General features: G+C 71.9%; 12 protein-coding genes. 5 read left to right on the forward strand and 7 right to left on the reverse strand.

From position 1 onward, the window contains the following. The first annotated feature begins 81 nt into the window (after window positions 1–81). The 4 genes from purB to ACQEU6_RS27785 all read left to right on the forward strand — a co-directional run bounded on the left by purB (window position 82) and on the right by ACQEU6_RS27785 (window position 5879). The gene (gene purB, locus ACQEU6_RS27770; protein ID WP_499335997.1) at window positions 82–1392 is read left to right on the forward strand and encodes an adenylosuccinate lyase; all 1311 of its coding nucleotides are present in this window, start codon (window positions 82–84) and stop codon (window positions 1390–1392) included. A 9-nt stretch (window positions 1393–1401) separates the two neighbouring features. Next, window positions 1402–2190, forward strand: a complete 789-nt coding sequence (locus tag ACQEU6_RS27775; protein ID WP_499335998.1) for an MOSC domain-containing protein — start codon at window positions 1402–1404, stop codon at window positions 2188–2190. A gap of 269 nt (window positions 2191–2459) precedes the next feature. After that, window positions 2460–3746 carry a UDP-N-acetylglucosamine 1-carboxyvinyltransferase gene (gene murA / locus ACQEU6_RS27780; RefSeq protein ID WP_499340363.1) on the forward strand — a complete coding sequence of 429 codons (1287 nt, stop codon included), beginning with the start codon at window positions 2460–2462 and terminating at the stop codon, window positions 3744–3746. A gap of 804 nt (window positions 3747–4550) precedes the next feature. Further along, complete coding sequence (locus tag ACQEU6_RS27785; protein WP_499335999.1) at window positions 4551–5879, forward strand: transcriptional regulator; 1329 nt, start codon at window positions 4551–4553, stop codon at window positions 5877–5879. 16 nt (window positions 5880–5895) lie between these two features. Here the strand turns inward: ACQEU6_RS27785 and hisC are convergent, their stop codons facing one another. The 7 genes from hisC to ACQEU6_RS27820 all read right to left on the reverse strand — a co-directional run bounded on the left by hisC (window position 5896) and on the right by ACQEU6_RS27820 (window position 11526). Beyond that, window positions 5896–6969, reverse strand: coding sequence for a histidinol-phosphate transaminase (gene hisC, locus ACQEU6_RS27790; protein ID WP_499336000.1), 1074 nt, complete (start codon window positions 6967–6969; stop codon window positions 5896–5898). A 39-nt stretch (window positions 6970–7008) separates the two neighbouring features. Next, complete coding sequence (locus ACQEU6_RS27795) at window positions 7009–7302, reverse strand: DUF6401 family natural product biosynthesis protein (protein ID WP_499336001.1); 294 nt, start codon at window positions 7300–7302, stop codon at window positions 7009–7011. Between the two features lie 57 nt (window positions 7303–7359). Continuing rightward, entirely contained in the window at window positions 7360–8034 is a 675-nt protein-coding gene (locus tag ACQEU6_RS27800; RefSeq protein WP_499336002.1) for an NUDIX hydrolase, read from the reverse strand. A gap of 281 nt (window positions 8035–8315) precedes the next feature. Then, entirely contained in the window at window positions 8316–9662 is a 1347-nt protein-coding gene (locus ACQEU6_RS27805; protein WP_499336003.1) for an SPFH domain-containing protein, read from the reverse strand. A 141-nt stretch (window positions 9663–9803) separates the two neighbouring features. After that, entirely contained in the window at window positions 9804–9986 is a 183-nt protein-coding gene (locus tag ACQEU6_RS27810; RefSeq protein WP_149260531.1) for an NfeD C-terminal domain-containing protein, read from the reverse strand. 117 nt (window positions 9987–10103) lie between these two features. Next, window positions 10104–10802, reverse strand: coding sequence for a hypothetical protein (locus tag ACQEU6_RS27815; RefSeq protein ID WP_499336004.1), 699 nt, complete (start codon window positions 10800–10802; stop codon window positions 10104–10106). A gap of 52 nt (window positions 10803–10854) precedes the next feature. Beyond that, a complete protein-coding gene (locus ACQEU6_RS27820) occupies window positions 10855–11526 on the reverse strand; it encodes a lysophospholipid acyltransferase family protein (RefSeq protein ID WP_499336005.1) in 672 nt (223 codons plus the stop codon). Between the two features lie 409 nt (window positions 11527–11935). Here ACQEU6_RS27820 and ACQEU6_RS27825 point away from each other — a divergent pair, with 409 nt between their 5' ends. Continuing rightward, window positions 11936–12286, forward strand: a complete 351-nt coding sequence (locus tag ACQEU6_RS27825; protein ID WP_499336006.1) for an STAS domain-containing protein — start codon at window positions 11936–11938, stop codon at window positions 12284–12286. Window positions 12287–12304: the final 18 nt, after the last annotated feature.

Raw genomic sequence — 12304 nt, forward strand, 5'->3', positions numbered from 1 at the left:
GCGCGGCGTCCCGGTCGCCGCGCCCGGACACGCGGGTGACCCGGCCGGACGCGGCGGCGCCCGGCCTGGGACAATCGTCGGGTGATTGAGCGCTACACCCTTCCGGAGATGGGACGCGTCTGGAGCGACGCGCACAAGTACGAGCTGTGGTGCCAGGTGGAGGTCCTCGTCGTCGAGGCCCACGCCGAGGCCGGCACGATCCCGCCGGAGGTGGTGGAGCCGGTGCGCAAGGCGCCGCCGCCGACGCCGGAGGCCGTGCACGCCATCGAGGCGGTGACGCAGCACGACGTGATCGCCTTCCTGTCGGCCTGGGCGGACAACACCGAACCCCGGGAGGCCGCCCGGTACGTCCACTTCGGCATGACGTCGTCCGACCTGCTCGACACCGCGCTCGCGCTGCAGCTGGCCGAGGCCACCGACATCCTGCTGGAGAAGGCCGACGCGCTCGTCGCGACGCTGCGCGACCACGCGCTGGCGCACCAGGCGACGCTGCGGGTCGGGCGCACGCACGGCATCCACGGCGAGCCGGACGTGTGGGGCCACCGCGTCGCCGACTTCGCGTTCGCCATGGCCCGGTCCCGCGACCGGCTGCGGCGCGCCCGCGAGGCCGTGGGCGTGATGGCGATCTCCGGCGCGGTCGGGACGTACTCCAACATCGACCCGGCGATCGAGCTGCACGTCGCGCGCAAGCTCGGCCTGAAGGCCGCGGACGTGTCGACCCAGGTCGTCCTGCGGGACGGCATCAGCGAGTGGACGTCCGCCCTGGCGATCATGGCGACGGTGTGCGAGGCGATCGCGCTGGAGGTGCGGCACGGGCAGCGCACCGAGGTCCGGGAGCTGTGGGAGCCGTTCGGCAAGGGCCAGAAGGGCTCGTCGGCGATGCCGCACAAGAAGAACCCGATCATCTCCGAGCGGCTGGCGGGGATGGCGCGGATCGTGCGGGCCCAGGTCGTCCCGGTCCTGGAGGGCATCCCGCTCTGGCACGAGCGCGACATCTCGCACTCCTCCACCGAGCGGATCGCGCTGCCGGACGCCTCCGTCGCGCTCGACTACATGCTGAACCTGACGAACCGCCTCATGTCCGGGCTCGTCGTCGACGAGGCGCGGATGCGGGAGAACCTCGACTCGACCGGCGGCCTCATCTACACCTCGACCGTCCTGCTGGAACTGGTCGAGGCGGGCATGTCGCGCGACGACGAGGCGTACCCGCTCGTCCAGAAGGCCGCCATGCAGACCTGGGAGACCGGGACGCCGTTCCGCGAGACGCTGCGCGCGCACGCGGCCGAGGCGGGCCTCACGCTGGACGAGGAGCGCCTGGACGAGGTGTGCCGCCCCGAGCGCTTCGTGGTGCGTCTGAGCCCGATGTTCGACCGCCTGACCGCTCTCAGATAGGAGGGGGCCGTGAAGGGGACCCTGGCCGAGCTGAACGCCTACCCGCTCAAGAGCGGCGGCGGGACCTCGCTGCGCAGTGCCGAGCTGACCGCGCGCGGCCTGCCGTTCGACCGCGAGTTCATGCTGGTCACCCCCGAAGGCCGCTTCCTGTCCCAGCGCGACCACGCCCGGATGGCGCTGCTGCGCCCGTCCTACGACGGGACGCTCCTCACGGTGGACGCTCCCGGCGCCTCGCGGCTCGTCCACAAGGCCGCGGACGAGGGCGGGGTGCGGGAGGTCTCCGTCCAGCGGTCGCGGTGCCGGGGCGTCGACCAGGGCGACGAGGCGGCGGCCTGGTTCGGCGACCTGCTCGGCGCCGCCTGCCGTCTCGTGCGCTTCACCGGGCTGCGTCCCACGGCCCGCGGCGGCGGCGAGGTCATGTTCGCCGACGGCTACCCGCTGCTGGTCATCTCCGCCGAGTCCCTCGCCGACCTCAACGCGCGGCTGGACGAGCCGCTCCCGATGAACCGGTTCCGCCCGACCCTCGTCGTCGAGGGCCTCGGCCCCTACGGCGAGGACGAGGTGCGCCTGCTGCGCGTCGGCGGGGCCGTCATCGAGATGGTCAAGCCGTGCAGCCGCTGCGTGATCACCACCACCGACCAGCGGACCGCCGAGCGCGGCCGCGAGCCCCTGCGGACGCTCGCCTCGTACCGCACCCGGGACCGCGGCATCCAGTTCGGCCAGAACTGCGTCCCGCGCGTCCTCGGCACGCTCAGGGCGGGCGATCCGGTGGAGGTCCTGGAGGCCCGCACCCCGTGACGATCTTCAAAACCAGGGCGGCGGGGACCCGCCGCCCCTAGGCTCCCTCTGGGAATTTTCCCAGGGAACGCGAACCTTTGACGTGTTCCGGAAGTCTCAACGACCAGACTGACGCCCGCGGGGCCCGGGCCGGACGCCACATCTCCGGCCCGGTGGTTTACTGGGGTCGCGTCGGCAGCGGGGGGACACCGTCAGGCACGCTCGGCCCTCGTGCTCCCAACTGGATCGCACACGCAACCGCACCCGAGAGGAAGTTAGGCGGCATGAGCATGGGCCACGAGGTTCGCTACCGCATGCGCGGCGGCCGGCAGCTGCACGGCACGGTCTTCATCCAGGGCGCGAAGAACGCCGTCCTGCCGATGATCGGCGCCTCGCTGATGGCCTCCAGGGGACGCACCGTGCTGCGCAACGTCCCGATCATCGAGGACGTGCGGCGGGCGGTGGAACTGGCGCGGGCCATCGGGGCCAAGGCCGAGCTGCACGAGACCGAGCGCACGCTGGTGATCGACGCCTCGACGCTGAGCAGCCCCGTGCTGCCCGCGGAGATCGCGTCCCGGTTCCGCGGCTCGTTCCTGTTCGTCCCGGCGCTGCTGCACCGCCTCGGCGAGGCGGTCATCGAGGGCGTCGGCGGCTGCAACCTCGGCAGCCGCAACCTGGACTTCCACTACAACGGCTTCAAGCGGATGGGCGCCACGGTCACCGAGCACGTGGCCGACAACGGCGACGGCATCATCCACATCAAGGCCGGCGACCTTCGCGGCGGCACGCTCTACTGCGACACCCCCTCGCACACCGGCACCGAGAACCTGATCATGGCCGCGGCGCTGGCGCACGGCACCACGCTGATCAAGAACGCGGCGCTGGAGCCGGAGGTGCTGGACAACATCGCCATCCTCCAGGCGATGGGCGCCCGGATCAGCGGCGGCGGCACCGGGTTCATCACGGTCGAGGGCGTGGACGAGCTGACCGCCGTCGAGCACACCGTGATGCCCGACCGGATCGACGCCGGCGTCTTCGTGATGGCCGCCGCGATCACCGGCGGCGACCTCAGCCTCGTCGGCGCCTCGCTGGAGCACCTCGGCGTCGCCGCCGACAAGCTGGAGCAGATGGGCGTGGAGTTCCACCAGCAGGGCGCCGTCCTGCAGGTGCGCCGCGACCGGACGCTCCGCCCGATCAACGTCATCACCGACGAGTACCCGGGCTTCGCCACCGACCTCCAGTCGCCGATCATGGCGGTGTCCTGCCTGGCCGAGGGCCCCTCCTACATCTACGAGCGGATCTTCGACGGCCGGTTCAAGCTGGCCGGCGAGCTGGCGAAGATGGGCGCCGACATCGAGGTGGACGGCAACCGCGCGAAGGTCAACGGCCCGCGCGGCCTGCGCGGCGCCGAGGTCGAGGCGCACGACCTGCGCTGCGGCAGCGCCCTGGTGCTGGCGGGCCTCGCCGCCGAGGGCGAGACGACCATCACCTCCGCCTACTACCTCGACCGCGGGCACGCGCACACGGCCGAGCGGCTCTCCCAGCTCGGCGCCGAGATCGTCCGCGAGGCCGGCTAGTCCCCGGGACCGCACCGGCCCGGGCTCCGGAGCCGATCGGCCGAATGTGGCCTCGCGCCTGACCAACTTCTGGTTGATCCCTGACGGGACGAGTAACGGCCAGTGGCAAATCCGCCGAGCCGTGCGTTACCGCTCGGTTACGCACGGCTCGGGCGAAGCCTCCTTATCGCCCGAAGAGCGACTCTCTGACCTGCGAAGTCATGCATGGAACGGTCCGAATTGACCGGACCGTAACGCGGTAAAAAATCACCGGCCAGCCCGCGCCAGGCCGTCCGAACGGATCGCTCGTCTTTTGGAGCAGGCGAGATCGGGTCGCCGGATTTCGGCCCTCGCGTAAACCAAACGGACGCCGCAGGGGTCCCTCCAGTACGTAGGAGCGTCAGGAAGGGGCCCCCGCCGTGATTTCGGGTCTTGTTTTTCAACTTCGGACATCCGAAGATGCAGGATCAAGGCTGGCCGATTGGTGACAAATCACTGACCAGGGGGTCGCGTAGGTTACTTTTTCGCAGCACTCTTGATTCGATTTCGCGTCTGGGTGTCACATCACGTCGCCCTGGCCCGATCTGCCAGCTGGAAGGAGCACTCCCCGCGTCACCGAGGCGGGCGGGAGCTCGGGCAAGACGGCCCTCCCTCACATTCCGGGGGCGGGTTTCGCGGGCAAGTCGAATCGCACGGGAACTGCGGGTGCTGGGTCAGAAGGCAGGGGCGTCAAGCCATGAGTCAACCGTTGGGCGGAACGTGCGCGATCAGATGGCCGGGGCGGCGCCCCCGCCGAGAGGCCGGATGGGAAGCGAGCGATCTTCGATGACGGCTGCGCGAACGGGGTCCGTCACCCCCGACCTCACGATCGGGGTCGTGGGCCCCCATGACCTGGTCGAACGGGTCATGCTCATGGGCCATGGCCCCACCCCCGTACCGAGCAGGCTGGTGGCCGCCGCGTACCGCGACGAGCAGGAGGCGGCCGACAAGGTCGTGCGCCTCGGCTCGGGCGTGGACGTGTGCCTGTTCGCCAGCCCGGTCCCGTACGACTTCGCGCGCAAGGCCGGCGTCCTGACGATGCCCGCCACCTACGTGCCGCTGAACGGCGCCGCCCTTCAGGGCGCGCTGCTGCGCGCGTCCCTCGACGAGCGCTTCGACCCGTCCAGGGTCAGCATCGACGTGCTCGGCCGCGCCGAGGTCGAGGAGGCCTACTCCGAGATCAGCCTCGGCACCGAGCAGGTGCACCTGCGCGAGGAGGCCGCGGGCCCCGGCACGCTCGCCGCGTTCCACGAGCGGCTCTGGCGGCGCGGCGCCACCACCGTCGCGATGACCTGCGTGCACGCCACCGCCGAGCGCATGGAGATGGCGGGCGTCCCGACCATCCGCGTCCGGCCGACCGGCGCCGCGATCCGCAGCTCCCTGCAGACCGCCGCGCTCCTCGGCGCCCACCACCGCTTGGAGGAGTCGCAGCTCGTCGTCGTGCTGGTGGACGTCCCGACCCTCCGCGAGACGCCGCGCCGGGTCACCCCGCGCTACTGGCGCGACGAGCTGAAGCTGGCCCTGCACCGGGTGCTCCTCCAGGAGGCGCACCGCATGAACGCCTCGGTGTGGCCCGTCGACGACCACAGCTACCTCGTCATCGCCACGCGCGGATCGGTCACCGCGTCCACCGAGGGCTTCCGGACGCCGCCGTTCGTCGAGCGCGTCCGCGAGGAGCTCGGCCTGGCCATCGAGGTCGGCATCGGCATGGGCCGCACGGCCCACGAGGCGGAGAACCACGCCCGCGCCGCCCTGGCACGCTCCCAGAGCTCCCAGCGGGCGCAGGGCTTCGCGCTGGACCGCGACGGCCGCGCGCTCGTCCCCGCGCCCCGCACGCCGCCGCGCGCCCAGCCGCAGGCCAAGCCGAAGGGCCTGGAGATCCTGGCCCGGCTCGCCGACAAGCTCGGCGACCAGGAGCAGCCCCTGATCGTGGACGCGGAGAACGCCGGCAAGATGCTCGGCGTCACGCCCCGCACGGCCCGCCGCCTGCTGCGCACCCTCGTCGAGGAGGGCCTCGCCTGGCCGCTCCCCCCGAACCGCACCCCCCAGCCGGGCCGCCCCCGCCAGCTCTACCGCCTGATCGTCGAAAAGCTCGGCCCCGCGAAAACGAGCTGAGGAGGCGGGCGGCGGTTCAGCGCCTGAAGGTCTTGGCGACCGTCAGGAAGGCGTCGTTCTCCTCGGGGGAGCCTATGGAGACGCGGGCGCCCTCGCCGTCGAAGGGGCGGACGCTCACGCCGTGGGCGTCGCAGGCGGCGGAGAACTCCATCGTCCGGTCGCCGAGGCGCAGCCAGACGAAGTTGGCCTCGGTGGGCGGGACCGTCCAGCCGTCGGCGAGGAGGGCGGCGTGGACGCGGTCGCGCTCCTTCACCGTTCCCTCGACGCGCTCCATCAGCTCGTCGGTGGCGTGCAGGGACGCGATGCCGGCCGCCTGCGCGACCGAGTTCACGCTGAACGGCAGGAACGTCTTGCGGATGGATCCGGCGACGAGCGGATGCGCCACGAGGTAGCCGATGCGCAGGCCCGCGAGGCCGTAGGCCTTGGAGAACGTGCGCAGGATCGCCAGGTTCGGGCGGTCGCCGTAGAGGGTCAGGCCGTCGGGGACGTCGTCGTCGCGGACGTACTCGCGGTAGGCCTCGTCCAGGACGACCAGGCAGTCGGCGGGGACGCGGTCGAGGAACGCCTCGATCTCCGCGCGCCCGACGGCGGTTCCGGTGGGGTTGTTCGGGTTGCAGACGAAGACCACGCGCGTGTTCTCGGTGATGGCGTCCGCCATCGCGGCCAGGTCGTGGGTCTCCTCCCGCAGGGGCACCTGGACGCTCGTCGCGCCCGACAGCGACACCAGCAGCGGGTACGCCTCGAAGGACCGCCAGGCGTACACGACCTCGGCGCCCGGCTCGGCGACCGCCTCCAGCAGCATCTGGGTCATCCCGACGGAGCCGCAGCCCACCGCGACGTGGTCGGCGGGAACGCCGCAGAACGACGCGATCGCCTCGGTCAGCGCGGTCGCGTTGTTGTCCGGGTAGCGGTTGACGTTGCGGGCCGCCTCGCCGATCGCGTCCACGACCGAGGGCAGCGGCCCGTGCGGCGACTCGTTGGACGACAGCTTGAACGAGCGGCCCTCGGGCGACACCACGACCTTGCCGGGCCTGTAAGCCACGAAGCGGTCGAGGACGGAGCGGAAGCGGGGTGTGGGTGCCTCGGACACCGTTGTCCTCCAGGTTGCACAGGGGTGATGATCCCCAGCCTACGCAGCGTTCCTCATCATCCAGCAAACAGCCACGATCCGGACGAACTCCCAGTCCTGGGTGTCCTGCGGCCACCAGCCCCGGTTGAACGCGTCCTCCGCGAAGCCGTGCAGGTACCCCATCAGCTCGTCCGCGCCGGGCGGTGCGCCGGACGCGCCGAGCTCGTCACGGAGGCTGGCCACGTGCTGGTCGACGGCCGCCGCGAGACCCGGGGAACCGGCCATCTCCGCGACGCCCGCCTCTCCGATGTCCCGGACGAGCAGGCCGAGCACTTCGGGCGAGTCACCGTTCATAGGGGGTGAAACTAGCAACGGTCCGGCGCTGCTCGGAACATCGCCCCAGGTAAAAGCTCATCCGCGGGGCCGCAGCATGGGAGGCCTCAACTGCTCGGCATCGCCCCTGCGGTAGAGGCGCGCGGGGCGTCCGCCGTCCCGGGTCGTCGTCTGGTCGGTCGGGATGAGGAACCGGTCGGCGCCCGTCACCTTCCGGTGGAAGTTCCGCGGGTCCAGGGTGGTGCCCCACACGATCTCGTAGACGCGGCGCAGCTCCGCGACCGTGAACTCGGGCGGGCAGAACGCCGCCGCAAGGGAGGTGTACTCCAGCTTCGCCCGCGCCCGCTCCATCCCGTCGCCCAGGATCCGCCGGTGGTCGAACGCGGCCCGGTCGTGGTGGAAGAGGTCGTCCACGGCCGTCCACAGCACCTGGGCGCGGCTGGAGGCGGGCAGGTCGGGCGCCAGCCCCAGGTACGCGACGCTCACCACGCGCTGGCGGGGGTCGCGGTCCGGGTAGCCGTAGGTGGCGAGCTGCTCCAGGTGGATCCGCACGTCGGCGAGCCCGGCCCGCTCGGCCATCAGCCGGGCCGCGGCCACCGGAAGGTCCTCGTCGAGCTGGATGAACCCGCCGGGCAGCGACCACGTCCCCTCGTAGGGCGGCCGGTCGCGCCGCCACCGCAGGGCGCACAGGCGCTGCTCCCGGACGGTGAGCACGACGAGGTCGACGGAGACGGCGAGCCGGGGCACGGGCATGCATCGAACTTAGCGGGACCGGCCCCCCGCCGAGACCAGGAAGGCCCGGCCCTGCAGGGCCTTCCTGGTCTGGGGCCTGTCTCGAAATGGGCCCAGCCGCGCGCGAACGCGTGACCTGCCCGGTGGAGCGATGCCGGAGGCGAGCAGAACCGGGCAGATCGCGAAGCGATGCCGCGTTCGCCCAGGCCCGGTCACGCAGCGAGCCGCCAGGCGAGCGAAGTGGGCCGGTACTGAATGGACACAGCCGCCAGGCGAGCGAAGTGGGCCGGGACGTTAAAAGACTAGTCCTCCTTGGGGATCTCGACCGGGACGGTCGCGGCCGGGGTCCCGTTGTGGCCGTTGGCCCCCGCGGGGGCGCTCTGGGCGTTCAGGCCGGCCAGCAGCTGGCGGGCGACGCCGAGGCCGGTCCCGCCGAGCGTGAGGGCCTTGGCGAGCATGTCCTCGACGCCCTGGGCGCCGTTCAGCACGACCATGTTGTCGACGTTGCCGAACACGCCGGCGCCCGCCTCGACGATCTGCGGCCACTGCTCGGCGAGCTGCTGGGCGATGACGGCGTCGGTGTTCTCCGCCAGCGCCTCCGCGCGGGCCTTGATCGCCTCGGCCTCGGCCAGGCCCCGGCGGCGGGTCGCGTCCGCCTCGGCCTCACCGATCAGCCGGATGGCCTCGGACTCGCGCTGCGCCTTGAGCTGGACCTCGGTCGCGGCGGCCTGGGCGTAGGAGATGCGCTCCTCGCGCTCGGCCTCGGCCAGCTTGACCTGCTCGTAGGCGCGGGCGTCGGCGGGCTTGCGGACCTCGCTCTCCAGCCGCTTCTCGGTGCGCTCGGCCTCCAGCTCGGCGTTGCGGGTCTCCTTGAGGATGACCTCCTGGCGCGCCTGCTGCGCGGCCTGCTGCACCTGGCCCTCGTACTCGGCCTTCTTCATCTCGGTGTCCCGGATGACCGCCGCGTTCTGCCGCTCGGTCTCCTGCTCGCGCTCGGTGGCCTCCTGGTTGCGCTCGGCCTCGGCGATGCGGGCGGCGGCGGCGACCCTGGCGGCGTGCGGGCGGCCGAGGTTGGTGATGTAGCCGGTCTCGTCGTCGATCTCCTGGATCTGCAGGGAGTCGACGACCAAGCCGAGCTTGCTCATCTCGTCGGCGGCCGAGCCGCGGGTCTCGGAGGTGAGCCGCTCGCGGTTGAGGATCAGGTCCTCGACGGTGAGGTTGCCGATGATGGAGCGCAGGTGGCCGGTGAACAGCTCGTGGATCGCGCCGTCCATCGAGTTCTGCTGCTCCAGGAAGCGGCGCGCGGCGTTGGCGATCGACACGAAGTCGTCGCCGACCTTGTAGATGACCACTCCGCGGACCTTGACCGGGATGCCCTGCTGCGTGACGCAGTTGACCTCCAGGTTCGCGGCGCGGCTGTCGAGCCGCAGCCGGCGCGCCGTCTGGAAGCCGGGCAGGACGGACGTCCCCTTGCCTGTGATGATCTTGAAACCGAGGCTGTCCACCCCGTCGATCGGCTTGGACTTGGCGCCGAGCCCGGAGATGATCAGGGCCTCGTTCGGCTCGGCGACCCGCCACACCATCTTGAACAGAACGATCAGCACGATGATGGCGACGACGACGCCGATCGCCACGGCGATCAGGGGCATACGGCCCTCCTCCGGGGGTAGGGCGGCCGGTCCGCAGCGTCAGGCCCGTCCGCGTTTTCCATCAGACGCGGCAGAGGCGCGTTCGGTTCGATCTCCGAACCGGGAGTTCACGGCCGGATCAGGCCAGACGCCGCCTGACGTTCAGCGGGCCAGCGCGGGCGCCACGTACACCGTGCGGGGCGGGTGGTACTCGACCACGACGACGATCGAGCCGACGCCGATCTCGTCGCGCGGGTCGACGGGGTGGGCGTAGAACGCCTCCGCCCCGCCGCGGACCGCGATCATGACCTCGCCGACCAGCCCGGGCCCGATCCGGCCGGTCACCCGGCCCTCCTTGCCGATCAAGGCAACACCCCCTGGCCCGGTCCGCCCGGAGCCGCTCTCCGCGCCGCGTAGGGCGAACGCTATCCGCTGCGCGGCCGGGACGGCGAGCCGCGGGACTCAGGACAGGACGCGGCCCGCCTGGGCCAGCGCCTCGCCGGCCAGGCGCTCGGCGTCGGCGCGGGTGGCTCCGGGTCCGAAGACCGTGATCGTGGCGAGGTAGCGGCGGCCCCGGAACACGACGTACCACGTCCGGGTGCGGGCGCCGCCGCTGACGGTGCCGACCCCGACGGTGCGCGAGCCCTCGCCGATCTCGCCCTTCGGCGCCTCGGCCACCTTGTGCGCGGCCCAGGTGGAGCCGACCCGGGTGCGGAACTTCAGGCAGCCGGGCGGGACGCGGGCGTTGACCTGCTTCTCGGCGTCCGCGGCGGACAGGCCGAGGAGGGTCTCGGTCGCGGTCAGGCCGCGCTCGCCGGTGAACGAGACGAGCGCGGCGGGGACGTCGCCCGCCACGTCGCCGCCCGGACGGGCCTTCCCGCAGCTGGGCTTGTCCAGGACGGCCTCCCGCTGGAGCCTGGAGGCGTTCTGGACGGCCTTCAGCGAGCCGTACTCGCCCCAGTCGGGCTCGCCCGCCCGCCGGTAGCCGGACGGCTGCTGGAGCAGCGCCTGCGCCAGCTGGGCGGAGGTGGGGCCGACGCCGGCCACCTCGGCGCGGGCGGTGCCGCGGACCTGGCGGGCGCGCTCGGCGTCGCCGCCGCACGCGGTGGCCGCGACGGCCGTCGACAGCAGCAGCGTGAGCGGGAGGAGCCTGTGCGCCATGGCGGCGACACTACGGCGCGCACGGGGCGCACCGCCCCGGACGACACGCGGGTCAGCCCTTTTCGGCCCGGTCGTTGTACTCCGCGGCGTACTCCTGGCCGGACATCTTCTGGATCGTCTCGACGATCTCGTCGGTGATGGCGCGGCGGGCCTTGGCGGGCGGCAGGTCCCGGTAGTGCGAGAAGTCCATCGGCGGGCCGATCCGCACGGTGGGGCGCGGGCCGAAGACGCGCGGGAACGCCGCGCCGATCGGCTGGATCTTCTCGGTGCCCTCCAGCGCGACCGGCAGGACGCGGGCGCCGGACTCCAGGGCGAGCCAGCCGATGCCCGTCCGGCCCCGGTAGAGGCGGCCGTCCGGGGAGCGGGTGCCCTCGGGGTAGATCGCGAACGCGCCAGCGTTGTCGAGGACCTCGGCGGCCTGCTCCAGGGCGCCCATGGCGGCCCGCCGGGCGCCGCGCCGCACCGGGACGTGGCCGAGGTTGGTGAGGAACCAGCGGACGAAGCGGTTCTTGAGCCCGCCGCCCTCGAAGTAGGCCGCCTTGGCGATGTAGGTGACCGGACGCGGGACCGCCAGGGGGATGATGAAGCTGTCGATGAACGACAGGTGGTTGCTCGCCACGATGAGCGGGCCGTAGCTCGGCACGTTCTCGCCGCCCACGACCCGCGGACGGAAGAGCAGCCACAGGATCGGACGCACCACGCGCGTCATGAACGTGTAGAACACCCAGCCTCCTGAATTTCGCCACCGCCACTGTAACGTCTGCACCGATCCGGGCCCCGGTCAGCATCCTCGTTTCCCGTCCCGGAGAGGCCGATGAATGGTCCAGGGGCTGGTCAACGGCCGGGCGGACGGGAATCGCGACCATTTCTTACCGCCAAGTAAGTTTCTCTTCGGTAAGTTATTGCCCCGTTTACCGGACCTCCCGGGAGCCACCCGGATGCCCCGGACGCATCGTCAGGTACAGTCGGGACCGGGGATCAGACGGGCGTCCGGGCCCGCGTTACGGTCCGGGCCACGGCCGGGCGACCTGGTCCTTTTCCCGGGAACTGCTTGGATTGCGGGCACGGGTGCGCAATCCTGAGGAGTCACCTGAGATGGCCGGGGTACCGCCGGAGTGGGGCGTGAGGTGACGATGGACTTCGACATCAGCCTGATGCGCGACGACCGCTGCACGCTGGTCCGCGTCAAGGGCGACATCGACGTGGTGTCCCGCGCGCGCTTCGAGGACGTGCTCTTCGAGGTCGTCGAGTCGGGCGAGCCGATGGTCGTCGACATGCGCGAGGTCACGTTCTGCGACTCCACCGGCCTGAACGCCCTCGTCGCCGCCAACCGCCGCGCCGGCGAGCACGGCACGCACCTCGCGCTGGTGGCGCTGCCGCCGCGCGTCCAGCGGGTCTTCCGCATCACCGGGATCGACAAGTTCATCCCGATCCACGACACGCTGCGGGAGGCCATCGTCGCCTTCCCGTCCACCACCCCGTAGGCCGCGGGCCCGGCCCCC

This window comes from Spirillospora sp. CA-108201 (assembly GCF_050936235.1).
Lineage (GTDB): Bacteria > Actinomycetota > Actinomycetes > Streptosporangiales > Streptosporangiaceae > Spirillospora.